General features: G+C 67.1%; 25 protein-coding genes. 10 read left to right on the plus strand and 15 right to left on the minus strand.

Annotated features, from left to right (window positions below):
- Positions 1–93 precede the first annotated feature (93 nt).
- The 7 genes from D7252_RS06765 to D7252_RS06795 all read left to right on the plus strand — a co-directional run bounded on the left by D7252_RS06765 (position 94) and on the right by D7252_RS06795 (position 4,848).
- On the plus strand, positions 94–366 hold the full coding sequence (locus D7252_RS06765) for a hypothetical protein (RefSeq protein ID WP_120774679.1): 273 nt from the start codon (positions 94–96) through the stop codon (positions 364–366).
- A 112-nt stretch (positions 367–478) separates the two neighbouring features.
- Positions 479–871: a molybdopterin-binding protein gene (locus D7252_RS06770; RefSeq protein WP_120774680.1), complete on the plus strand. Its 393-nt coding sequence runs from the start codon at positions 479–481 to the stop codon at positions 869–871.
- A 1-nt stretch (position 872) separates the two neighbouring features.
- Positions 873–1,637 carry a molybdate ABC transporter substrate-binding protein gene (modA, locus tag D7252_RS06775; RefSeq protein ID WP_120774681.1) on the plus strand — a complete coding sequence of 255 codons (765 nt, stop codon included), beginning with the start codon at positions 873–875 and terminating at the stop codon, positions 1,635–1,637.
- Entirely contained in the window at positions 1,634–2,422 is a 789-nt protein-coding gene (modB, locus tag D7252_RS06780; RefSeq protein ID WP_120774682.1) for a molybdate ABC transporter permease subunit, read from the plus strand. Before modA ends, modB begins: the two co-directional genes overlap by 4 nt.
- Positions 2,419–3,504, plus strand: a complete 1,086-nt coding sequence (locus D7252_RS06785; protein ID WP_251050657.1) for a sulfate/molybdate ABC transporter ATP-binding protein — start codon at positions 2,419–2,421, stop codon at positions 3,502–3,504. Before modB ends, D7252_RS06785 begins: the two co-directional genes overlap by 4 nt.
- A 59-nt stretch (positions 3,505–3,563) precedes the next feature.
- Positions 3,564–4,145 carry a helix-turn-helix domain-containing protein gene (locus D7252_RS06790; protein WP_120774684.1) on the plus strand — a complete coding sequence of 194 codons (582 nt, stop codon included), beginning with the start codon at positions 3,564–3,566 and terminating at the stop codon, positions 4,143–4,145.
- Positions 4,138–4,848, plus strand: a complete 711-nt coding sequence (locus tag D7252_RS06795) for an SRPBCC domain-containing protein (RefSeq protein ID WP_120774685.1) — start codon at positions 4,138–4,140, stop codon at positions 4,846–4,848. Before D7252_RS06790 ends, D7252_RS06795 begins: the two co-directional genes overlap by 8 nt.
- Here D7252_RS06795 and D7252_RS06800 read toward each other — a convergent pair.
- From D7252_RS06800 to D7252_RS06850, 11 genes are read right to left on the minus strand one after another with little or no spacing between them, the layout of a single operon-like run.
- Entirely contained in the window at positions 4,837–6,054 is a 1,218-nt protein-coding gene (locus D7252_RS06800; RefSeq protein ID WP_120774686.1) for a multidrug effflux MFS transporter, read from the minus strand. The genes D7252_RS06795 and D7252_RS06800 overlap by 12 nt on opposite strands.
- Positions 6,044–7,012: an aldo/keto reductase gene (locus D7252_RS06805; RefSeq protein WP_120774687.1), complete on the minus strand. Its 969-nt coding sequence runs from the start codon at positions 7,010–7,012 to the stop codon at positions 6,044–6,046. Before D7252_RS06805 ends, D7252_RS06800 begins: the two co-directional genes overlap by 11 nt.
- Positions 7,009–9,000, minus strand: a complete 1,992-nt coding sequence (locus D7252_RS06810; protein ID WP_120774688.1) for a beta-galactosidase — start codon at positions 8,998–9,000, stop codon at positions 7,009–7,011. The genes D7252_RS06805 and D7252_RS06810 overlap by 4 nt, the downstream gene beginning before the upstream one ends.
- A gap of 58 nt (positions 9,001–9,058) precedes the next feature.
- Positions 9,059–10,063 carry a LacI family DNA-binding transcriptional regulator gene (locus D7252_RS06815; RefSeq protein WP_120776851.1) on the minus strand — a complete coding sequence of 335 codons (1,005 nt, stop codon included), beginning with the start codon at positions 10,061–10,063 and terminating at the stop codon, positions 9,059–9,061.
- On the minus strand, positions 10,056–10,523 hold the full coding sequence (locus tag D7252_RS06820) for a hypothetical protein (protein WP_147406702.1): 468 nt from the start codon (positions 10,521–10,523) through the stop codon (positions 10,056–10,058). The genes D7252_RS06815 and D7252_RS06820 overlap by 8 nt, the downstream gene beginning before the upstream one ends.
- Positions 10,520–11,212 (minus strand): ThuA domain-containing protein, encoded by a 693-nt coding sequence (locus D7252_RS06825; protein ID WP_120774690.1) that lies wholly within the window; start codon positions 11,210–11,212, stop codon positions 10,520–10,522. The genes D7252_RS06820 and D7252_RS06825 overlap by 4 nt, the downstream gene beginning before the upstream one ends.
- Complete coding sequence (locus D7252_RS06830; protein WP_120774691.1) at positions 11,205–12,164, minus strand: aldo/keto reductase; 960 nt, start codon at positions 12,162–12,164, stop codon at positions 11,205–11,207. The genes D7252_RS06825 and D7252_RS06830 overlap by 8 nt, the downstream gene beginning before the upstream one ends.
- On the minus strand, positions 12,161–13,162 hold the full coding sequence (locus D7252_RS06835; protein WP_183055204.1) for an ABC transporter permease: 1,002 nt from the start codon (positions 13,160–13,162) through the stop codon (positions 12,161–12,163). Before D7252_RS06835 ends, D7252_RS06830 begins: the two co-directional genes overlap by 4 nt.
- Complete coding sequence (locus tag D7252_RS06840; protein ID WP_120774693.1) at positions 13,159–14,178, minus strand: ABC transporter permease; 1,020 nt, start codon at positions 14,176–14,178, stop codon at positions 13,159–13,161. The genes D7252_RS06835 and D7252_RS06840 overlap by 4 nt, the downstream gene beginning before the upstream one ends.
- A gap of 35 nt (positions 14,179–14,213) precedes the next feature.
- Positions 14,214–15,302 (minus strand): substrate-binding domain-containing protein, encoded by a 1,089-nt coding sequence (locus D7252_RS06845; RefSeq protein ID WP_120774694.1) that lies wholly within the window; start codon positions 15,300–15,302, stop codon positions 14,214–14,216.
- A gap of 53 nt (positions 15,303–15,355) precedes the next feature.
- Complete coding sequence (locus D7252_RS06850; RefSeq protein ID WP_120774695.1) at positions 15,356–16,174, minus strand: ATP-binding cassette domain-containing protein; 819 nt, start codon at positions 16,172–16,174, stop codon at positions 15,356–15,358.
- Between the two features lie 205 nt (positions 16,175–16,379).
- Here D7252_RS06850 and moaA point away from each other — a divergent pair, with 205 nt between their 5' ends.
- Both moaA and D7252_RS06860 read left to right on the plus strand, forming a co-directional pair.
- A complete protein-coding gene (moaA, locus tag D7252_RS06855; protein WP_120774696.1) occupies positions 16,380–17,477 on the plus strand; it encodes a GTP 3',8-cyclase MoaA in 1,098 nt (365 codons plus the stop codon).
- An 87-nt stretch (positions 17,478–17,564) separates the two neighbouring features.
- A complete protein-coding gene (locus D7252_RS06860; RefSeq protein ID WP_120774697.1) occupies positions 17,565–17,846 on the plus strand; it encodes a hypothetical protein in 282 nt (93 codons plus the stop codon).
- Here the strand turns inward: D7252_RS06860 and D7252_RS06865 are convergent.
- The 3 genes from D7252_RS06865 to D7252_RS06875 form a co-directional block, all read right to left on the minus strand.
- Complete coding sequence (locus tag D7252_RS06865) at positions 17,843–19,057, minus strand: amidohydrolase (protein ID WP_120774698.1); 1,215 nt, start codon at positions 19,055–19,057, stop codon at positions 17,843–17,845. The two genes, D7252_RS06860 and D7252_RS06865, sit on opposite strands and share 4 nt — an antisense overlap.
- 202 nt (positions 19,058–19,259) lie before the next feature.
- Positions 19,260–19,658 (minus strand): hypothetical protein, encoded by a 399-nt coding sequence (locus D7252_RS06870; protein WP_147406703.1) that lies wholly within the window; start codon positions 19,656–19,658, stop codon positions 19,260–19,262.
- An 18-nt stretch (positions 19,659–19,676) separates the two neighbouring features.
- A complete protein-coding gene (locus tag D7252_RS06875) occupies positions 19,677–20,636 on the minus strand; it encodes a hypothetical protein (protein ID WP_147406704.1) in 960 nt (319 codons plus the stop codon).
- A gap of 128 nt (positions 20,637–20,764) precedes the next feature.
- On the opposite strand from D7252_RS06875, the gene D7252_RS20570 reads away from it, so the two are divergent.
- Complete coding sequence (locus D7252_RS20570) at positions 20,765–21,004, plus strand: helix-turn-helix domain-containing protein (RefSeq protein WP_374225784.1); 240 nt, start codon at positions 20,765–20,767, stop codon at positions 21,002–21,004.
- Between the two features lie 39 nt (positions 21,005–21,043).
- Here D7252_RS20570 and D7252_RS06885 read toward each other — a convergent pair whose 3' ends face one another.
- The gene (locus tag D7252_RS06885; RefSeq protein WP_120774702.1) at positions 21,044–21,685 is read right to left on the minus strand and encodes a TetR/AcrR family transcriptional regulator; all 642 of its coding nucleotides are present in this window, start codon (positions 21,683–21,685) and stop codon (positions 21,044–21,046) included.
- Between the last annotated feature and the right edge of the window lie 90 nt (positions 21,686–21,775).

Genomic DNA, 21,775 nt, shown 5'->3' on the forward strand with positions numbered 1-21,775 from the left:
CCCGCGTATTGCGCGGGGGCACACCCTTGTTCGGTCTTGTTCTTGCCCGCCAGGGCTGCCGTCAACGTCCCTGACATCGAACCGAGCGGAGCCATGGAGCGCAATCACACAGTGTGGGACAAAGCTGCCGTCATCGACCAGCTCGACGGTCTCCTCGAAGGCGGCTGGATCAGGGGCGGCAATACTTTCGAGCTGCTGAGCGTCGTCGGGATGCGCATCCTGATCGTGGTCGACCACGCCGTCACGGTGCACCATCGCGGAGTCCGGGACGAGTTCTTCACCTCAGCCACCTTCGCTGGCCCCGATGCGGCCGAACGGGCTGCGGCGCACGCCGGCGCCACCGCACGCCGCGCCGCGCGGCGATGAAGGCTCATCGACCACGCTGCTTCCAGAGCGGCGGCAACTGCCCTGTGAGGAAAAATCCGCGTACGCGTCCGTTCTGCTCCTGAGCATCCGCACCAGCGGTAGTCTGCAGTGCATGCAGACCTACCGAATCGCCCGCGCCGCGCAACTCCTCGGTGTGAGTGACGACACGGTGCGCCGCTGGATCGACCAGGGGCTGCTGCCGGTGACGGATGCCTCACCCGCAGAGATCCCCGGCGATGCGCTCGCAGCTCGCGCGGTCGCACTCGCAGCCGAGGCAAAAGCTGCGGGCGACGCCGCCTCCAGTGCACGCAACCGGTTCGTCGGCATCGTCACTCGCGTGCAGATCGACGGCGTGATGGCTCAGGTCGATATCCAGGCCGGGCCGCATCGCGTCGTCTCGCTGATGTCTGCCGAGGCCGCACGCGACCTGCACCTGGAGGTGGGCTCCTTGGCTACGGCATCCGTCAAGGCGACGCAGGTCGTCGTCGAAGTCTCGAAAGGCTGACATGTCGCGCGCGCTCCGCTCCGCGACGGTGGCTGTCGCTGTCGTTCTAAGCCTCACGGGCTGCGCGGGTCCTGCCCAGCCGGCCGGATCCGCATCCGACGACGGCCTCAGCGGCGAGGTGACCGTCTACGCCGCCGCGTCCCTCGCCGGAGCCTTCGACGCGATGAGCGAAGCCTTCACCGTGGCGCACCCCGACGTGAAGGTCAGCCCCGTCTATGACGGCTCCGCGACGCTCGTCACCCAGATTCTCGAAGGCGCCCCGGCCGACGTCTTCGCCTCCGCGGACGAGGCGAACATGCAGAAGGCCGCCGAACTCACGGCCGAGCCGACCGTCTTCGCGACCAACACGCTCGTGATCGCCGTGCCTGAAGGCAATCCCGCCGGCGTCGAAACGCTCGCCGATCTGGACGACGTCACGACAGTGCTGTGCGCACCCGAAGTACCGTGCGGTGCAGCATCCGCTGAACTCCTCGAGACCGCTGATGTCACCATCGAGGCTGCCAGCGTCGAGCAGAACGTGACCGCCGTGCTCACGAAGGTCGCAGCCGGAGAAGCCGACGCCGGTCTCGTCTACTCCACCGACGTGATCGGCCGGGATGACGTCGATGCCATCGTCCCGGAGGGGGCCCACGAAGTCGTCAATCGCTATCCGATCGCGACGCTCGCTGACGCGCGCAACGCGCAGGCCGCTGACGTATTCGTCTCCTTCGTGCTCTCCGGCGAAGGGCAGAGCATCCTGTCGCGCTTCGGCTTCGGGGCGCCATGACCGAGGCCCGCACGCAGGGGTACGCGCCTCGGTCGCTCGCGGTTCCCGCGCTCGTCGGCCTGGCGTTCCTCATCCTCCCGCTCGCGGCTCTCGTCGCCCGAGTGGAGTGGTCGACGTTCGTCGCCGACGTGACTTCGGATGCCGCGCTCTCAGCCCTCGGGCTCTCGCTCAGCACAGGTCTCGGCGCCACCGTGATCTGCATCATCGTCGGCGTCCCTCTGGCGCTGTACATCGCCCGGTCGGGGCCGCGGCTCGCTGCCGTGCTCCGCGCGGCTGTCACCGTGCCCCTCGTGCTTCCCCCCATGGTCGGCGGCGTCGCGCTGCTGTACCTGTTCGGCCGCGCGGGGTGGTTCGGCGGGCTCGGACTGTCGTTCAGCACACCGGCCGTCGTTCTCGCCCAGACGTTCGTCGCGCTGCCGTTCCTGGTGCTCGCCGTCGAGGGCGCGGTGCGGGCGTCCGGCGTGGACTACGAGCGCACGGCCGCTGCGCTGGGGGCGAGCAGGTGGACCATCCTGCGACGCATCACACTGCCGCTCGCGGCGCCCGGAATCGTCGCCGGTGTCGTGCTGTGCTTCGCGCGCGCCATCGGCGAGTTCGGTGCGACGGCCCTGTTCGCCGGAAACCGTCCGGGTGTCACGCAGACGATGCCGCTCGCGATCTACACCGCGTTCAACGGCGCCGGGGTCTCGCAGGGGGCGGCGGTGGCGCTCGCCTTGCTGCTGCTCGCCGCCGCGATCGCCGTGCTGCTGCTCGTGCGCGGATGGCGGCCGGGGGCGGCGCGATGAGCGGGGTTGATCGGGCTCCGTCGGGGGCGAGCGGACTCCGCGCCCATGTCGTCGTGGCCCGCGAGCACTTTGCTGTCGACGTCGCCGTGGAGGTGGCGGCGGGAGAGACCGTCGCTGTCATGGGGCCGAGCGGCGCGGGCAAGTCGACGCTCCTCCAGGCGCTGGCCGGGCTCGAACCGTTGACGGCGGGCGTGGTCGAGATCGACGGGCGCACAGTCGACCGGGCGACTGCTCCGCGGGTGCATGCGGCCCCGATGAACCGTGGCATCGTGCTCCTCGGGCAGGATGCGCGGCTGTTCCCGCACCTGTCCGTGCGGGAGAACGTCGCCTTCGGGCCACGGGCGGCAGGCGTCGATGCCCGCGCGGCGCGGGACTCTGCCGATGGGTGGCTGGCACGTGTCGGCCTGCCCGGTGCGGGGGATCGGATGCCGCGCGAGCTCTCCGGCGGTGAAGGGCAGCGCGTCGCCGTCGCCCGCGCGCTCGCCGCCTCGCCGCGTGCCGTGCTGCTGGACGAGCCGCTCGTGGCCCTCGACCCGGAGACGGCCGGTGACATCCGACGGATGCTGCGCGACCAGCTCGCGGGCGTCACCACCATCGCCGTCACACATGACGCGGCCGATGCCGTCGCCCTTGCGGAGCGGTTGATCGTCATCGAATCCGGCCGCGTCACCCAGAGCGGCCCGGTGCGAGAGGTGCTGGCGACACCGGCATCCGGCTTCGTCGCGTCGATCGCCGACGTCAACCGGATCGTGGGCGTGGCGAGAGACGGCGGATGGCAGAGCGGCGGGGTGCGGTTGACCAGTGCGGATGCTGCCTCGCGTGCGCATGCAGAAGTGGACGGCACGGCGCTCGCCGCAGTCTTCCGCCCGACGGATGCACAGATCGTTCACGCGTCGCGGGACGACCCCAACACGTGGCTCACCGATGTCACACGGATCGAGCCCACCCTCGACGGCGCTCGAGTGCAGACCCCGTCCTGCGTAGTCGACGTGTCCTTGGCGGAGGCTGCGCGGCTGGCGCCCGGTGACTCCGTGCGCCTGCACATCGAACCTGCGCACGTGCGCTTCGTCCGGGCGGCGTGAGATTCATCTCCGCGATTGCGCCATTGACAAATTAAACTGTCAATACGGACAATGAGTCCATGAAGTTCCTCGACACTCCCGATCTCGTCCGGGCGGCGCTGTCGCCGATCCGGCGCAGCCTCCTTGAGATGCTGCAGGACCCGAGTTCCGCCAGCCGTTTGGCCGAGGAGCTGTCCGTTCCGCGACAGCGGGTGAACTATCACCTCAAGGAACTCGAGAATGCCGGCCTCGTCGAACTCGTCGAGGAGCGGCAGCGCCGCGGTTTCACGGAGCGGGTGTTCCGCGCGACCCATGCGTCGCTGGTCGTCGATCCCGCGGTGGTCAGCAGCGCCGTCGAGGAGTTCCAGGACAACTACGCCTCCGAGCACCTCGTCGACGTGGCGGCCGGCACCGTGCGGGACGTCGCGCGGATGCAGTCCGAGGCGGAGAAAGCGGGTCAGCGGCTCTTGACCTTCACGATTGAGACGGAGGTCCGCTTCGCGGAGCCCGGCGACCTGTCCCGCTTCGCCGAAGCGCTGACGGATGCCGTGCGGCAGACCGTCGAAGCGTTCGACGCGGTCGACGGCCGCCCCTATCGGCTGGTCGCGGGTGCTCATCCCGCGCCCAGGGCACGAAGAGATGAAGGAGTGAGCGATGTCTGAAAGGCCCAAGATCCAGATCACCGTTGCTGCACCCGCAAGCGCAGTCTGGGAGGCACTGCGAGACCGAGATCGGATCCGCCAATGGCACGGTTGGGAGTTCGACGGTGGGGTGGACGGCAGTCTGGACCAGGAGATCGACCTCATCTACTTCACGGACGTCAAGGAGGACGAACGGGGGATCCTGCTCAACGGCGGGGACCGGGTCGACGTGGAACCGGTGGACGGGGGCACGAGGGTCACGCTGACGCGGGCCGCGCCGTCGGGCGACGCCGACTGGGATCGCTACTACGACGACATCACGGAAGGGTGGATCACCTTCATCGAGCAGTTGGGATTCGCCGTCGAACGGCACCCGAGCGGCACGAGGCGAACGATCCTTCTCCGGGGACACGTGAGCGTGTCTCCCCTGGATGCGATGGGCGTTGCAGACCTTCAGCCGGGCGACCGGTTCATGGCCGCCCTGCCCGCGGCGACGGTGACCGGCCGCGTCCGCTTCCGGTCCGAGCACCAGATCGGTCTCGTCGTCGACGGATGGAATGACGGGCTGCTGGTCCTCAGTCACGTGCCGGAGAGCGGTGTGGGGATGGCGCTGCTGAGTCTCTACGACGTGAAGGACGACGTGATCACAGCGCTCAGCGAGCGCTGGGGAGAGTGGTGGTCCTCCGCGATCCAGCATCCGCATACGCCTCGCTCAGACGGGTGATCGCCGCTGCACCCGGCTCCAGAGAATGACTCCACCCGCACCGAGTGCGCACACCGCGAGAAATACGGCCGTCGGGTACACCGTCGAGACGCCGAAAGACGCGACGAGGGGCGCGGCGAGTGCACCGGCGATCATCGTCGAAGAACCCAGCACGGATGCTGCTGTGCCGGCGCGGGCGCCGTGGTTCTGAAGCGCCGAGGCCTGCAGGCACGGCGACAGCACGCCGAACGATGCCGTGAAGCAGAACAACGGGCCGACGAACGCCGCGAGCGAACCAGGAGGCGCCACCAGGACCCCGGTGACGAGCACGACGACGGAACCGGCCGCTCCGGCCGCGCCCAGGGCGATGACCTTCTGCAGTCCCCAGCGCCCGCTCAACCGCGCACTGACCTGCGCTCCCACGATCATGACCGCCCCGTGCCCGCCGAAGACCAGTGCGTACGCGGTCGGGCCCAGCCCGTAGACATCCTGGAAGAGGAACGACGACGACGCCATGTATCCCATCATTCCGGCCCACAACAGAGTGTTCGCCGCGAGAGGGAACCGATAGCTCGCGTCTGTGACCATGGCGCGATAGTCGGCTGTAAGCGCGCGGATGCTGCCGGAACTGCGCGACTCCGGCGCGTGGGTCTCGTGCGGCGCCACGGTGAAGACGATGGCGACGCCGAGCGCTGCGCCGAAACCGACCAGCGTCCAGAAGAGGCCTCGCCAATCGGTGATCTGCAGCAGCAACGCTCCCAGGGCAGGAGAGGTCACCACGAACGTGCCGTTGATCAGCTGAAGCCGGGCGAGGAGGCGAACCATCCGGGCGCCCGCCGCACAGTCCCGGACGATCGCGAGGGTGATCACCGCGCCGGCTGACGCGCCGACGCCCTGCACCACCCTTGCCCCGATGAGAACCTCGATCGAGGGAGCCGCCGCGCAGATGACGGATGACACGACGTACAGTCCGAGCGCGGCGACGAGCGGACGCATCCTCCCGATTCGATCCGACAGGGGGCCGGCCGTCAACTGTCCTGCGGCCATCCCGAGAAAGGCCCCGGTGAGGGTGAACGACACGAGCCCCGGCGTGGCGTCCAAGCTCGTCGCGATGGCCGGGAACGCCGGCAGATACAAGTCCATCGTGAGCGGCCAGAGCGCCTGCACGAATCCGAGGACGATGAAGAACAGGGCGGAGGGCGCCGAGACCTTTTCACTACCAGGCATATGCCTCGGGAGCCGGGCCGCCCGGACCCGGCCAGATGCGGTCCAGCTCGGCGAGGTCTTCTTCGGTGAGTTCTATGTCCAGCGACGCCAGCGCGCTGTGCAGATGCGGCATCCGCCGCGGTCCGACGATCGGCGCGGTGACGGTGGGCTGATGGAGCAGCCAAGCCAGCCCGAGGGCTGCCGGATCGACCCCGCGGTCGTCAGCGAACCGCTCGTACCGCTCGACCTGCTCACGTCGGTGCCCGCTGAGCCGCGCCGCGTCACTGCGCGAGGTGTCGGTCTTTCGAAGCACGCCGGCGAGCTCGCCGCCGGCGAGCGGTGACCAGGGAAGCAGGCCCATGCCGTATTCGGCGGCCGCCGGCGCGACTTCGAGTTCGACCGTCCGTTTCGCCAGACTGTAGACCGACTGCTCTGTCACGAGAGGCTGTCGGCGTCCGGCAACCGCGTTCTCCTGGTACTGGGCGATGTTCCATCCGGCGAAGTTGGACGATCCGACATAGACGATCTTTCCTTGATCGGCGAGACGGGAGAACGCGTCCTGCACCTCATCGACGTGCACCCCCTTGTCGATGTGGTGCATCTGATAGAGATCGATGCGATCCGTCTGGAGACGACGGAGCGACGCCTCGACGGCACGACGGATGTTGAGCGATGAGAGTCCTTCGTCATTCACGCCTGCGCCCATCCGTCCGTACACCTTCGTGGCGAGGACGATCTCGTCGCGGTGCCCGCGCGAGGAGAGCCATCGACCGACCAGCTCCTCGGTCTGCCCGGGTTCGTCGCCCCACGGCCGGCCGCCGTACACGTCGGCGGTATCGAAGAAGTTCACCCCCGCTTCGAAAGCCGCGTCGAGGATCTCGAAGGATTCCTCCTCACCGATCACGGGTCCCATGTTCATCGTCCCCAGTGCGATCCGGCTCACCCGCGCTCCGGCGCGACCCAACTTCGTGTATTTCATGACGTTTCCTCCTCGGTTCGGATGATGGCCCACTCGTACGGCTGCAACCGCAGCTGAGTGACCGGCTGAGATGTATGAATGTCCGTGCCGCTGATGGGCACGGTGGCGTCGATGCCTCCGTGGTTGATGATCGTCACGTACTCGCCCCGTCGGCTCGCATCGACGAAGGGGACGGGAGCTCCGTCCAGCAGGGACTCGATGCCGAGGGTGGCGCAGAGGGATTCCAAGATCGCGCGTGCGGCGGAGGCGTCGGGCACTGTCGCGAGGTAGTCGGCATGACCGTCGCCGAAAGTGTTGCGAGTGAGCGCCGGTGCGCCGACCTCCCGGCCGCCAGCGAATCGTCCGATCACCTCCGCGCCGTGCACCCGGATCACCTCGGCGGCGGTGTGACCGCGGAGATCTCCGAACGGCGTGTGCACCGTCACGCTGTCGAGGCCCGGCCCATGGTCGCCTCCGGGTGGGACCAGAGCGCCGAACTCGAGCGCCTCGATGCCGAGCACTTCGCGGAGGGCGACCGTGAAGCCGCCTTCGCGGAAGGCGCAGTCCGCGTCGACGACATCGGAGAAGGCCGTCACGAAGAGGTGTCCGCCTGCTTCGACGTAATGACGGAGGACCCCGGCGGTGCGGTCGTCGACCAGGAAGAGGCTCGGGGCGATGACGAGGTCGTAGCGGGACAGGTCCTCGTCGCCGCGGACGAGGTCGACGGGGAGGTGAAGCTGCTGCGCGGCGCCGTGCCATGCGCGCGCATGCGCCTCGTAGTCGACGACCGTCGGCAGGTCTGGACTGCTCGCCGCCCACCAGCTGTCCCACTGGAACACCAGGGCGATGCGGGCGCCGCTGGTGCCGGCGGGGAGTTCGGGCAGCGCGCGCAGAGCCTCTCCGAGCCGGACGACCTCGCGCCAGATCCGGGTGTCGGTGCCGGCGTGCGGCAGCATCGCGGAGTGGAATTTCTCAGCCCCGCGGCGGGACTGACGCCACTGGAAGAAGAGGATCCCGTCCGCGCCACGGCCCACCGACTGCAGCGACAGCGCCTCAGCCTGGCCCGGAGCTTTGGGAGCATTGGTGATTCGGGAGTTCGCCGCCTCCGTCGCCTGCTCCATCACCAGCCAGGGGAGGCCCGGCTTCAACGAGCGCATGAGGTCTCTGGTGAACGCGGAGTCGAGGTACGCTTCGGGGTCGTTCGGATCCGGGTACGTGTCGTCGGAGATGATGTCGACCTCCTGAGCCCACCGCCAGTAGTCGGCCGCGGGAAAGGCTCCCATGAAGTTCGTCGTGACGGGCTGGGTCGCTCCCGCGGCGCGGAGAATGTCACGCTCCATCACGAACAGTTCCAACAGAGCGTCCGAGGTGAACCGGCGGAAGTCGAGTTCGGACGCGGGGTTGTGTATGTACGGAGCGTGGCGCGGAAGCGGAACCTCGTCGAACGAGCCGAAGCCCTGTGACCAGAACACCGTCCCCCAACGGGCGTTGAGCGTGCCGATGTCGCGATACTTCTCCTGCAGCCAGCGACGGAATGCCCGCTCGGCGTTCTCCGAGTAATCGTGATGTAGGTGGCAGCCGTACTCGTTGTTCACGTGCCACATCTGCACGGCCGGATGCCGGGCATACCGTGCTGCCATCGTCGCGACGAGGTCGGAGGCGAGCCGTCGGTATTCGGGCGACGTCGGTGCGTAGTGCTGACGGCTGCCCGGCGAGTAGACGACGCCCTCACGGTCGCGCGGCAGCATCTGCGGATAGGCGGTCGTCGCCCACGGAGGTGGTGAGGCTGTGGCCGTGGCCAGGTTCACTCCGATACCCGCGCCGTGCAGCAGATCGAGGATCTCGTCCAGCCAGTCCCAGTCGAATTCGCCCTCCCTCCGTTGGATGCGCCCCCAGGCGAACACGCCGACGGTCACGAGAGTGACGCCGGCCTCCTGCATCCGTTCGATGTCCTCCTGCCAGATCGCTCGGTCCCACTGTTCGGGGTAGTAGTCGCCGCCGTAGTGCATGCTCGTCCTTCGTCGAATCGGGGCGCTCTCGGGCACAGGGCGGCCGAGGTGCGGGAATTCAATGGGTGCGGGTGGATTGGCGCTGTACGAGAGAGGGTTGGAACCGCACGGATTCCAGGGACTCGGCGGGACCCGCGAGGGCCGCGAGCAGAAGGCCTGCCGCCCGGCGCCCCATCTCGACGCTCGGCTGACTGATCGATGTCAGCGGCACGATGGCGGAGCCGGCGAAGTCGATGTCGTCGTATCCGATGATCGCGATATCCGCGGGCACGGAGACCCCGTGATGGATCAGGCTCTGCAGGATCCCGAGTGCGACCTCGTCGTTGCCGCCGAAGACCCCGTCAGGACGATCCGCCGGGTCCATAGCCGCGATGCGATCGCCGATATCCCGACCGAGGCGAACGTTGAGAGTCGTCGTCTCGATGACGCTGAAGCGTGCTCCGGCCTGCGTCACGGCGCGCTGCGCACCCTCGAAGCGCTCCCGCATCTGAGCGACGCGGAACGGGCCGCCGACGAACGCCACGTGCCGAGCGCCCGCCGCGAGAAGATGCTCCGCCGCCATGGCTCCCCCGCGCACGTCGTCCAGCGACACGGACAGATGGACTCCGGACGGGTCCGCGCGGTCCACCAGCACGATGGGTACGTCGCGCTTTTCGAACCGGTCCAGACCCGAGAGGTCGTCCGAGACGGGCGCGAGCAGGATCCCGTCGAGTCGCTGCCGGTCGAACAGATCCAGGTATCGCGATTCCCGTTCGTGCGAGTCGTAGCTGTTGCCGACGATCACGGCGTAGCCGGACTGCTCGGCGACCTCTTCCGCACCCAGCACGGCGCCCGAGAAGAAGGGGTTCGTGATGTTGATGACAGCCATCCCGATCGCATCGCTGCGCCCCGCTCGCAGCTGCCGGGCGGCGACGTTGGGCACATAGCCGAGTTCGTCGATCGCCTGGTGCACGCGGAGCGCGGCGGATGCCGAGACCAGCTCCGGCCGATTCAGAACGTTCGAGACCGTGGCGACGGAGAGCCCTGCACGGCTCGCGACGTCGCGGATGCCGACATCAGCCACGGCGACCTCCCACACGCTGCAGGCTCGTCAGGAGATCGATCCGTGCGTCGATCTTCTCCGCAGCGGGACCGTGCACGATGCTGACCGCCCACGGGGCGTCCGTCGCAAGCCCGATGCCGCCCTCTTCGGCGTCGTCCGTCGGAGACGCGGAGACGAGAGCGATGCCGGCGGTGCGTACGGAGGTGCCGTGGTCTTTCCACTCCTTGGTGGGGGCCGGGTAGAAGACCACGCGGCCTGCGTGGAGCTGGAGGGACGCGGCCAGTCGGCCGTGGCTGAAGATCTCGAGCCGGTCACCCCGGTCCGACGCCAGCATGAGGTATCCGGCGACGAGTCGCCATTTCGGTGTGAACGACACATGGGCGTCGGTGAAGGAGCCGAGTTCATCGCCGGCGGGGCTGCCGACTCGTACGAGCTCGTAATCGATGGCGTCGACCGCGATCCCCTTCCACATCTTTCTCACCTATGCGCCTCCGATGCCGTCAGAAGCGCGCCCGCGGTCGCCGCAAGCCACTCCGCGTGCACGGCGGACTCGAAGGACTCGACGCCATGACCGAGGGCGTCGTAGACGACGGGCCCGCCGCTCGGAGTCGGCCCGGTCCACCATACGAGCGGATACGTGGTGCCGTCCTCGGTGTGCCGGGCCAGCACCTGCACGTGGGGACGAACGTCCAGCGAAGTGTATCGCTCGTCATAGACGAAGAAATCACCTGGGAACGCCACCATGCCCGATGGAGAGGTCTCGACAGCGGCCGTCTGGATGAGCGCGTTGCCGATCTGCGGATGCATGCTGACTCCCGGCACCCAGCGGCCGCCGAGCATGCGGAACCAGCGCTCATCGTCCCGGAAGGCCAGGGAGCTCGAGTGCATGGCGAGTATCGGACCTCCTGCACGATGGTGCGCCTCGATCGCGTCGACCTGGGCGCCGGACGGGGACGGCGGAACCGAAAGGTCGCCGCTCACGTTGAGCACGAGCAGATCGGCGGGACCCCAGGAGCTCGGATCGATCGTGGTCGCGATCCGCACATCGCCGACACCGCTCACGACATCCGCGATCGCAGCGGAGGTGGCATCGAGCGCGTGCCAGGGGTCAGCATGGCCGTCGGCGCCGCTCACGATGACCACACGGCGCGCGGTTCCCGGATCAGTCATTGATCCACGTCCGCTCTGCGGGGCGCAGGCTGTCGAGCTCGTCCCACAGCTCGTCCGGGATGGGAACTGCGAGCTGGGTGATGGTGTCCTGAAGCTGCGCAGGTGAAACCATCCCGCAGATCGTGGAGTGGATGCGAGGATCGCGCGTCGAAGCTTGCAGTGCCGCCGCGATCAGCGGCACGCCGTGACGTTCGCACGCGCGTCCCATCGCGTCGACGGCGGTGAGCAGCTCATCCTGAGCCCTTCGGTAGTGATAGTTGTCGGTGACACGCGGCCATGCGCTCAGGATGCCGCCGCCATAGACCGCGCCGTTGATCACTCCGATTCCTGCTTCCGCGGCGACCGTGAGCAGCTCGTCCGCCGTGCGGTCTACCAGTGTGAAGCGGTTGTGCGTGATCAGGGCGTCGAAGATCCCGGTTTCGACGAATCGCTGCAGCAGCGTCGCCGGTCCGCCAGAGATGCCGACGTGATCGGCATACCCCTCATCGCGCAGCGCCATGAGCGTTTCGACGGGGCCGCCGGCTTCCATTGCCTGTTCGAAGGTGATGTGCTCGGGGTCGTGCAGGTACAGCAACGGCACTCGAGAGAGACCGAGGCGGGTGAGGCTTTCGTCCAACGAACGTCGCATCCGGTCGCGATCGAAGGAGTCCGTGATCGGATCGCGATCGAGCTTCGTCTGGATGACGAAGTCGTCCGGCGCCTCGGCCTGAGCCAGAGCCACTCCGATCCGCCGCTCACTCTCGCCGTCTCCGTAGTTGTTGGATGTGTCGAGGAAGTTGACCGACGAGCTGAAGGCGGCATGGACCGTCGATACGGCATCCTCCTCGGGAACGGTCAGTCCGTGCACCGGAGAGGCCACACCCCATGCTGCGGTACCGAGACAGACGGGCGACACGCGCAGGCCGGTTCGGCCCAGCTCCACCCGGCCGATCGTGATGTCGACGGAAGTCATTCGAACGAGTCACCTCCTCGGAGACGGTCCACCAGCACAGCGACGATCAGGATCGCAGCGACGATGAGGTCGAGGTAGTCAGGATCGAAGAAGTTGATGTTCAGGATATTCGTGATCCCGGCGACCACGAGCAGGCCGAACAGTCCGCCGAGGGGATTTCCCACGCCTCCACGGGTGATGGAATAACCGCCGATCATGAGCGCGGCGTAGATCTGGAACTCGAGTCCGATGCCGAGGACGTTCGAGGCGGAGCCCAACTGGCCGACGTAGAGGATCCCGCCGATGGCTGCACCCACGCTGCTGGCCACGAGCGCTGCGATGCGCACGCGCGAGACCGAGATGCCGGCACGAGCTGCGGCGCGGGGATCACCGCCGACCGCCTGCACCTTTCGGCCTCCTCGCGTCTTGGAGACGAACCCGGCGGCGATGAGAGTCAGGCCCATGGCGATCAGCAGCAGAGTCGGGAAGCCGAGCACAGCGCCCTGGGTGAGGTCGTACAGCGGCTCGACCAGTGTCGTGGGCGGCGCGTTCACCACGATCACCTGACACAGCCCGCGCAGAAGGGTCAGCATCCCGAGGGTTACCGCGAGAGGCTCGGCGCCGAACCGGACGATGACCAGCGCGTTGACGAGCCCGACCACCGCTCCCACGACGACGGTGATGCCGGCGACGAGCCAGGGGTCCAGCCCCGCCGAGACCAGCTGATTGAAGATGACCGCGCCGAAGCCGACCATCGAGCCGATCGAAAGGTCCACGACCCCGGCCAACAGGGCGAACGATGCCATCACGGCGACGATGAGGGGTATCGCGACGCTCACTCCGACGATCTGGATGTTCGACGGTGAGAGGAAACCCGGTCCTGTCCACAGGAGCCCGATGATGATGGTCGCCGCGAGCGTGACCCCGATGCTGCCGATCGGCCCCTTGAGCGACTCGACCACGCGAGCGCGGCCGGAAGGTGGCGCATCGCTGAACAGCTGCGCGGTAGTGGTGGTCATCGTGCGCTCCTCTTCAGGCGGAAGCCATCGAATCCGACGGCGAAAATCAGTAGTGCGCCTTGGAAGACCATCGCCCATGCCGGAGCGAGGCCGAAGAAGGCGATGGAGGTCGGGATGGTGGCGAGGAAGCCGACGCTCAGCAGCAGGACGAGCAGGTTGCCTTTGCCGCCGGAGAGGCTCACGCCGGCGAGGATGACCGCGGCGATGACGATCAACTGGAACCCGGCGCCGGCGTTCGGGGTGAAGCTCGGGTTGACGGCGGTGAACATCACTCCGGACAGGCCGGCGACCGCACCGGCGCCGATGAAGGTGCCGAGGCGAGCCCGGCGCAGCGAGATGCCGCGCGCTTTGGCGGCCTGGGCGTTGCCACCGACGGCGATGAGTCGGCGACCCCACCGGGTGTAGGCCAGAGCGAGGCCGGCGAGGACGACGACGGCGATCATCGGCCAGAAGATGTTCGGAAGCCCGAGGAACCTCCCGAGACCGAACTGGCGCAGCTCGCTGCCGGCGGGGATCTGCGCCGACTGGAAGAGGAGCAGCATGAGCGCGAGGCCGCCGAACCCCGTCGCGAGCGTCACGATGATCGGATTCAGCTTGCCGAACACGACGATCAGGCCGTTGAGTGCTCCCCAGGCGGCACCGGTGAGGATTCCGACCGTGACGGCGACGGCCGTCGGGCCGCCGGCGTTGAGCACCATCACCGTCGTCCAAGCGCTGAGGATCAGACTCACGGGCAGGCTCAGGTCCAGGAGGCCGCCGCTGATCACGACAAGAGATTGCGCGACGGCGAGCATGCCGGAGATGGATGCGGTGAAGGTCACCGCGAGCAGGGTCTGGGTCGACAGGAAGTCAGGGCGGACGATGGTGGTCACCACGATGAGAAGCACCCACACGCCTGCGATCGTCAGGGCATCTCGAACCGCCGTGCCCGACCGGGCGTCGGAACGGCCTGCCGGCACGTTCCGACGCCCGGCGGGGGTCGCCGGTTCGGTCGAGGAGAGGAGAGAGGATTCCATGATCTGTCGTACGCGTCTCAATCGACCGGGCGGATTCAGGGCTGGCAGAACAGGTCGTAGAGCGTGGTTCCCTCCGGAGCATCCGCCAGGGCAGCGACACGGTCGTCGATGCTCGGAATCTCGGATGCCTGCTCCTGGCTCACGGCGCACGGCGTCACACTGACAGCGGCGTCGTCGCCGGTGTCTTTGACTTCCGGGGCCTCACCGGCGGCGATCTGGTCGGCGATCTCGAACGCGAAGGCGGGGTATCCCTCGAGGAAGTACATCACGCTGCCAGCGAGGTTCGGGTCGACGTTGTCGCCTGTGATGAGTCCGCCGTCCTGGCCCCACCCCATGATCGAGGCATCGCGGCCCAGCTGGGTCGCCGCCTGCAGTGCGCCCACGACGGCCTGGTCGTTGAGGCCGACGACGAGGATGTTCTCCGCGTCCGGGTTGGCGGCGAACACGCCGGGCGCGTTGGCCAGGGACGTGGTGAGGTTCCCATCCGCCTCGAACGACACATACGCGTCTTCTGGGATGTCCGGGCATGTCTCCTTCACGGCGTCGCGGGCGTTGCCGGTGCGCCACGTGTTGATCTGACCGGCCGATGTCCCCTCCGCGGAGATCACCAGGTCGACGTCGCAGTCCCACTCCTGCTTGGCGAGTTCGCCCAGGCGCGTTCCACCCTCTGTCCCGGCGTCGGCGTTGTCCACCCCGACGAAATACCAGCCCTCCTGAGCGATGTCGAAGGTGATGACGGGAATCTCGGCATCGGCGTACTTCTTGGCGATCACCGGGTTCACCGACGGCTGACCGTTGAACATCATCACGACGTCGACGCCCTGCTGGATGAAGAGGTCGGCGTTCTTGGTAGCGGTCGCCTCGCTGTTGTCGTTGCTCAGCTCGACGAACTCCCAGTCGCGCTGCTCGGCGAGAGCGGCGGCGACGTCGCCCTGCAGCTCCTGCCAATCGGCGTCAGGCTGGCCGCCGACGGCGAAACCGACGGTGAAGGTGTCGTCATCGCCGCCGCCGGTTCCCGCACCGCTGCCGGTGTCGCCGACGGTGCTGCAACCGGTCAGAAGAGCTGTCGCCGCGGCGACGGAGATGATGCCCGCGCGGAGGCGGGGGACAGTGGAGTGCTTCATTGCAAATGCTCCTTTGTGATTTCGGACGTGCTCGGTGGATTCAGGCAAACGTTCTAGGTGACGACGGGCGCCGTGTCTTCGGGCGTTTCGACGTCGGCGGGGATGGCGCCGGTGATGAGGCCCACGATGACCTCCGGGGTGACGTCGGCCACGTTGCGTGTCGCGATGGAACGCCCGAGGCGCATGACGGTGAAGCGATCGGCGACGGTGACGAGCTGCTGCATGTTGTGACTGACGAGGATGACACTGACGCCGTGGTCGCGCAGCCGCTTGATCAGGTCGAGCACCTGCTGCGATTCGCGGACGCCGAGCGCCGCGGTCGGCTCGTCGAGGATGACGATCCGCCGGCCCCAGAGAAGCGCGCGGGCGATCGCCAGGCATTGCCGCTGGCCGCCCGACATGCCCTTGACAGATACGTTGACCGACTGGATTCCGACCTGGAGCTCCTGCAGCACCTTTCGCGCCTCGCTCCGCATGGCGCGATCGTTGACGACATCGAGGAACCGCAGGATCGCGTTCTTCGAGAGGACTTCGCGACCGAGGTAGACGTTCTGCACTGCGGACATCGTGTCGACCAGTGCGAGATCCTGATAGACCGTCTCGATGCCCGCGCTCAAGGCATCGGACGGCTTGCGGAACGAGACCCGCTCACCGTCGACTTCGATCGTGCCCGCGTCGGGGACGACGGCGCCGGACAGGACTTTCAGAAGAGTCGACTTGCCCGCGCCGTTGTCGCCGACCAGCCCCATGACCTCGCCGCGTCGCAACGTGAGCGATGCGTCCGCGAGTGCCACAACGGCCCCGTATCGCCGAGTGATGTTCCGTGCCTGCAGCGCGATCGTGCCGTCCGCGCTCGCCTCTGCTCGCTCCATACCAACCCCATCGTTCGTACTTGAAACGTTTTAGATGAAACGTTTAAATCAGTAAAGCACGGCCTCTGAGAAGTTGGCAAGCACTATTTCCGACGCCAGCGGCCCGGGGATGGCCCCTGGCAATACACCGCCCATCGCGTCACGCGACCCTGCGCGTCATCCCCGAGGGTTAGTCTCAGAAGATGTCGGGGAGCGAGGGGCAGCGATGACGGCCGTGCCGGTCGTGATCGGTGTGCGAGCGCCTGCTGCGCCGCCCGTTCCGACCCCCAGCCCCATGGCCGCCGGCACTCTTGTCGACACGCACGGCCGGGTGCATCGCGACCTGCGCATCTCGCTGACCGACCGCTGCTCGCTGCGCTGCACCTATTGCATGCCCGAGCAGGGTAACGAGTGGCTCGCGCGCACCAGCATCCTCTCCACCGACGAGATCGTCGAGGTCGCCGAAGTGGCCGCCTCTCTCGGCATCCGCACCTTCCGGCTGACCGGCGGCGAGCCGCTGCTGCGCGCCGACATCGTCGAGGTCGTGCGCCGTGTCGCGCGCATCGAGGGTGCCGACGGTCCCGTGGAAGTCGCCATGACCACCAATGGGATCAGCCTCGCAAAGAAGCTTCCCGAGCTGATCGACGCCGGGCTCACCCGACTGAACATCAGCATCGACACGGTGAACCGCCAGCGCTTCGCCGACCTCACCCGCCGCGATCGCCTCGACGACGTCCTCGAAGGCATTGCTGCGGCAGCGGCATCCGAACTCCGCCCCCTCAAGCTCAACGCCGTCGCGATGCGCGGCGTCAACGATGACGAGCTCACCGACCTCGTCGCCTTCGCGATGGAAGTCGGCGCGCAGCTGCGTTTCATCGAGCAGATGCCGTTGGATGCCGGCCACACCTGGGACCGCGCCACGATGGTCACCCGCGAAGAGATCCTCGAGAAGCTCGGCGAGCGCTGGCAGCTCGAGCCGGTGCCGGGCCGAGGGGGCGCCCCCGCCGAGAAGTGGCGCATCGACGGCGGCCCGCACGAGGTCGGCGTGATCGCGTCCGTGACCGCACCGTTCTGCGGGGCGTGCGACCGGCTGCGTCTGACCGCCGACGGCCAATTCCGCAACTGCCTCTTCTCCAACGCCGAATACGACCTGACGACCCTGCTGCGCGGAGACGCCTCGACTCCGGCATCCGTTCCGGGCCGACGTGTCGACGCGATCGCCGACCTGCTGCGCGCGTGCGTGCACGGCAAGCTTCCCGGCCACGCCATCAACGACCCGTCGTTTCTGCAGCCCGCCCGCGGCATGAACGCCATCGGCGGCTGAAGCAGGCCGACTCGCGCCATACTCGCGCGATCTTGCGATCGGGCGCCAGTACTGGGAGCATCGCCTGGTGGAACAAGGGGAGCGACGATGAGCGCAGCGCGTGTCGGAACGGAGACCATCGCCGACCTCGACAAGGTCACCGACCTCGACGAGCTGGTCGGCATCGACCGCGGACAGCAGATCTGCGAGTGCGATCACGGGACCGAAGAGGCGTACGCGCCGTGCGGCCGAAAGGCCAAGTGGCGCGTCAGCATCGACTGTGTCTGCGGAGAGAACCACCCGCGCCGCGTCGAACTGCTGTGCTCGCGCTGCCTGCGCACCCTGCGCATGGACTACGACCGCGAGGCCATCACCGCCCGCCGGCTCTAGCCGAGGAACTCCCGAGCCGCGGCCGACAGAGCGGTGACGCCGACCTCGATGGTCGGGTGGATCTCCGGCGCGTAGAACGGCGAGTGATTCGTCGGAATGTCCTTATCGAGGCGACCCGCGGCCGACGCCTCGGCGAACCGGGCCGCGTCGACCCCGCCGAAGAACCAGAACACCAGGGGAGCGCCGGCGTCACGGGCGAACCACGAGACGTCCTCGCTTCCGGTGAACATGCCGGGGTCGATGACGGATGCTTCGCCCAAGGCTCGTTGCAGTGCCGAGGTCGCACGTGCGGTGGCTTCCTCGTCGTTGATCGTCGCCGGCAGCGTGTGGAGGGTGTGGATCTCAGGCTCGCGTTCGGCGCCGGACGCCATCGCCTCGGCGCGCACGATGCGCTCGACGCTCGCCAGCATCTTCTCGCGGGCCTCGTCGTTCGGGTAGCGCAGGCTCAGCTCCAGCTTCGCCTCGGCCGGGATGATGTTGTTCTTCAGGCCGGCATGAATCGAACCCACCGTGACGACGCCCACGCCCTGCGGGTCGACCTCGCGGGAGGCGATGGTCTGCAGGCGCATGACGGTCGCCGCGGCCATCACAATCGGGTCGATCGTGGAGTGCGGACGTGAGCCGTGGCCACCTCGCCCGTGCAGGGTGACAGTCAGGCCATCGGATGCCGCCATCTGCGTGCCGCTGCGCACCCCGATGACTCCGGCGGGAAGCGGGGTGACATGCTGACCGAGCACGACGTCGGGCTTCGGGTAGCGATCCAGGATGCCGTCGCTCAGCATCGCGCGTGCGCCGGCGCCGTACTCCTCAGCGGGCTGAATCAGGACGACGAGCGTGCCGGTCCACTCGGCGCGATCGGAGACGAGCTTCTCGACGGCACCGATCATGGCGGTCACGTGCATGTCGTGGCCGCACGCGTGCATGACGGGCACGGTGTTGCCTCCGGGATCGACGCCCTTCGCCGTGCTCGCGTACGCCAGGCCGGTCTGCTCCTCGACGGGCAGCGCGTCCATGTCGGCGCGGACCCACACGACCGGGCCATCGCCGTTGCGAAGGATGCCGACCACTCCCGTGACTCCGACGCCCTCCTCGACCTCCAGGCCGAGATCACGCAGATGTGCGGCGGCGATGCCGGCGGTGCGCGTCTCCTGGAATGACAGCTCCGGATGCTGGTGCAGGTCGATATAGAGCGCTTCGAGGTCGATCGTCATGGCCCCGAGCCTATCCGGAGGTGCGAGCTTGACGTTCCGGTCGCAGTTGCTGCCGTGATGCGCCCGGCACCGATGCTCCGGTCGCAGTTACTGCCGTCACAGCGTCGTCGATCCGGCACGAAGTGCGACCGGAACAGACGAGCGGATGCCCAAGTGACACGAACCGAGACCGGAAACCGCAACGCTCGACGGCAACTTGCTCTCAGCTTCGCGCGCGAGCGGACTCCCGGAGGCGGAGGGCGCTGTACGCACAAACCGCCGCTGAAGCAATGAGGGCGATCCCGCCGAATCCGGATGCTGCGCCCAGAGGAGTCGCGAATGCGTTGACGAATGCCGTGACTCCCATGACCGCGAAGAGTGCAGCGAGGATCGCGCTGGCGCGGGCCGTGGCGGCGACGCGCCACCACGGCCTCGGCGCGTCACTCTCCTGGGGTCCGCGAAAGAACCGAGCGCACAGTGCGAACAGACCGATCGCGGCGACGATCCACCAGATGTACCCGGCCAGCACACTCACGAGAGCAAGCGCGACGGCGATGAGCACTCCGAGGATGATTCCGGCCAGCACGAAGCCCGCTTTTGCGGGAGTCTCTCGAATACGCATGCAAATCACGCCCTTTCGCTACGCCACCACGTAGAAGCTGGTTGAGCTGCAGTAATTGAATCCGCATGAGCGGTAGTCGACGCGGACTCGTTTGTTCTGCCAGTATGCCTGCTCGATCGCAGTCCGCGGAGCGAGCCCTGCGCAAGAAATGCTCAGAGGCCACGGGATGGGTACAACAGAGCAGAGTGAGCCGAGGTTCCTCAGCCCGCTGTACATCCTCCTCACCTCAGCCTTCGAAATGTAGATCGATGAAGTGGTGTAGCTCGGATCTGCCACGACCGGGTAGGCGATATCCCCGTCCAGGTTGACGATCTGGGTCAGGGTCGCACCGTCGACCTCATAGTGCGTTGCGACATCCTTGCCATTGGCATCCTTCGCCCACGGCGAAGCGAAGGCACCTACCTCGTGTCCCGTCACGTCGAGGAGCACGGCTCCGGTCCCTTCGAGCGACAGAGTGACGCCCTCTGGGAGGTCGAGAACATAGTCATATCGTGTCGGTGCTTCGTCGCTGCTTATGAAGGTGGCAACCTGCACGGTGCTGTCTTCATGGATGACGACCACGCTACTCGTCGAGTTGGCGTTGTCGAATGTGACAGTGCCCAGATCGGTGCTTGCACCGATGTGTGCGTCGTCGGCAAATGGTAAGCCGATGTTGAGGACGCCGTCACCGACGCCCACGGATAGTCCATCGCCAGCGTCCGAAGTTAGGGGCTGGACCAGTTTCGTCGGTGCTGAGGCCTGGCTACCGAGAATGTCAACGTCGACGGCAGTCGCCATGTCTTTTGGTGTGGCCCGAGTGAACGCGTCGACAGCGGTCTCAGCATCAGCATCAGCATCAGCGGACCCGGCGCTGAGCATGGAAGCGACCAACACGAGCGTCCCAAAGATCGCTGCTGTTGTTTTGCTTAACATGTTCCTTCTCCTTTGCGTTGGGGATCCGTCTCTGAAGTCGGTGCGGCGGCCCCTCGTGTTGGACATAACGAGAGTCTTCGCCGTAGCCGCGTGAAGTCCAGAAAGCGCACCTTCTGGACTTCTGTCGCAGGACGTGGCACGCTCGCGCACAGCTCGCACGACGCAGTTGGAGGTGAGCGATGCCCTCACGAGTGATGGATCTCGTTGCAGAGCGACTGCTGGCGTACCGCCGCAGATATGAGCTGTCCCAGGAAGAAGCAGCGCAGCAGATCGGATGTTCGATTCCGACGTACAGACACCTGGAACAGCCAAGCGCTGATCCGGATCACATCCCAGATCCCAAGCTGAGCACACTCATGCGCATCTTCACGACGCTGCAACTCGACCAAACTCTGCTCGACGCATTGACTCGATCTGAGCACGAGGGGCGATAGCGGATTCGCGGTCAGGGCGGCTGGTCGAGCCGGTCCGGATCAGTTCTTGCGAAGGTACGTCCGCAGTTGGGGCGCCGGGCGCAGCACGCCGTTGACGATCGCGCGGATGGCGAACTCGGTGGCGGCGCCCAGTTCGATGACCTCCGGATGCAGGAGCCACTGCAGCTGCAGACCGTCCATCACGGCCAGGATCGCGGCGGATGCCTCGGCGACGGCATCCGGATCGTCGACGCCCTCCTGCGCGCATAGCTGGTGGAACGCGGCCGTCACCTCGCGGCGGAGCGTCGTGTACCGCTCTTCGAAGTACTCACGTCCGGGATGGTCGTCGGTGACGGATTCTGAGGAAAGCACCGCATACGCCTGGACGATTCCCGGCCGCTTCTCGTTGGCGAAGGCTGTGCGCACGAGGTGCACGAACAGTTCGGGCCCGCCGGGGATGTGCTTCTCGGCGAGTTCGGCGACATCGGTCTGGTCGCGGTAGGAGAGGACCTCCAGCAGGAGCTTCTGCTTCGACCCGAAATGGTGAAGGACCCCCGCATGCGTGAGTCCGACCTGCTCCGCGACGTCGGCGAGCGTGCCGTTCGTCGACCCCTTGTTACCGAAGATCTCCACAGCAGCCTTGAGGATCTGCTCGCGCTTCGCTCGGGTCGACGGACGTACCCGGGATTCCCCGTCTGCCACTGTGACCCCTTTGCCGATTCGTTACTTGCCATCGTACTTACCAGTCAGTAACCTCACAACTACTTACTTTCTCGACAGTAAGTAATCCCG

Origin of the sequence: Microbacterium sp. CGR2 (genome assembly GCF_003626735.1) — a bacterium.
Taxonomy (GTDB): Bacteria; Actinomycetota; Actinomycetes; order Actinomycetales; family Microbacteriaceae; genus Microbacterium.

What these genes read in the sequence shown, in the direction of transcription:
- D7252_RS06765 (WP_120774679.1), top strand. Translation starts at nt 94, where the DNA reads ATGGAGCGCAATCACACAGTGTGGGACAAAGCTGCCGTCATCGACCAG.
- D7252_RS06770 (WP_120774680.1), top strand. Translation starts at nt 479, where the DNA reads ATGCAGACCTACCGAATCGCCCGCGCCGCGCAACTCCTCGGTGTGAGT.
- modA (WP_120774681.1), top strand. Translation starts at nt 873, where the DNA reads ATGTCGCGCGCGCTCCGCTCCGCGACGGTGGCTGTCGCTGTCGTTCTA.
- modB (WP_120774682.1), top strand. Translation starts at nt 1,634, where the DNA reads ATGACCGAGGCCCGCACGCAGGGGTACGCGCCTCGGTCGCTCGCGGTT.
- D7252_RS06785 (WP_251050657.1), top strand. Translation starts at nt 2,419, where the DNA reads ATGAGCGGGGTTGATCGGGCTCCGTCGGGGGCGAGCGGACTCCGCGCC.
- D7252_RS06790 (WP_120774684.1), top strand. Translation starts at nt 3,564, where the DNA reads ATGAAGTTCCTCGACACTCCCGATCTCGTCCGGGCGGCGCTGTCGCCG.
- D7252_RS06795 (WP_120774685.1), top strand. Translation starts at nt 4,138, where the DNA reads ATGTCTGAAAGGCCCAAGATCCAGATCACCGTTGCTGCACCCGCAAGC.
- D7252_RS06800 (WP_120774686.1), bottom strand. Translation starts at nt 6,054, where the DNA reads ATGCCTGGTAGTGAAAAGGTCTCGGCGCCCTCCGCCCTGTTCTTCATC.
- D7252_RS06805 (WP_120774687.1), bottom strand. Translation starts at nt 7,012, where the DNA reads ATGAAATACACGAAGTTGGGTCGCGCCGGAGCGCGGGTGAGCCGGATC.
- D7252_RS06810 (WP_120774688.1), bottom strand. Translation starts at nt 9,000, where the DNA reads ATGCACTACGGCGGCGACTACTACCCCGAACAGTGGGACCGAGCGATC.
- D7252_RS06825 (WP_120774690.1), bottom strand. Translation starts at nt 11,212, where the DNA reads ATGACTGATCCGGGAACCGCGCGCCGTGTGGTCATCGTGAGCGGCGCC.
- D7252_RS06830 (WP_120774691.1), bottom strand. Translation starts at nt 12,164, where the DNA reads ATGACTTCCGTCGACATCACGATCGGCCGGGTGGAGCTGGGCCGAACC.
- D7252_RS06835 (WP_183055204.1), bottom strand. Translation starts at nt 13,162, where the DNA reads ATGACCACCACTACCGCGCAGCTGTTCAGCGATGCGCCACCTTCCGGC.
- D7252_RS06840 (WP_120774693.1), bottom strand. Translation starts at nt 14,178, where the DNA reads ATGGAATCCTCTCTCCTCTCCTCGACCGAACCGGCGACCCCCGCCGGG.
- D7252_RS06845 (WP_120774694.1), bottom strand. Translation starts at nt 15,302, where the DNA reads ATGAAGCACTCCACTGTCCCCCGCCTCCGCGCGGGCATCATCTCCGTC.
- D7252_RS06850 (WP_120774695.1), bottom strand. Translation starts at nt 16,174, where the DNA reads ATGGAGCGAGCAGAGGCGAGCGCGGACGGCACGATCGCGCTGCAGGCA.
- moaA (WP_120774696.1), top strand. Translation starts at nt 16,380, where the DNA reads ATGACGGCCGTGCCGGTCGTGATCGGTGTGCGAGCGCCTGCTGCGCCG.
- D7252_RS06860 (WP_120774697.1), top strand. Translation starts at nt 17,565, where the DNA reads ATGAGCGCAGCGCGTGTCGGAACGGAGACCATCGCCGACCTCGACAAG.
- D7252_RS06865 (WP_120774698.1), bottom strand. Translation starts at nt 19,057, where the DNA reads ATGACGATCGACCTCGAAGCGCTCTATATCGACCTGCACCAGCATCCG.
- D7252_RS06870 (WP_147406703.1), bottom strand. Translation starts at nt 19,658, where the DNA reads ATGCGTATTCGAGAGACTCCCGCAAAAGCGGGCTTCGTGCTGGCCGGA.
- D7252_RS06875 (WP_147406704.1), bottom strand. Translation starts at nt 20,636, where the DNA reads ATGTCCAACACGAGGGGCCGCCGCACCGACTTCAGAGACGGATCCCCA.
- D7252_RS20570 (WP_374225784.1), top strand. Translation starts at nt 20,765, where the DNA reads ATGGATCTCGTTGCAGAGCGACTGCTGGCGTACCGCCGCAGATATGAG.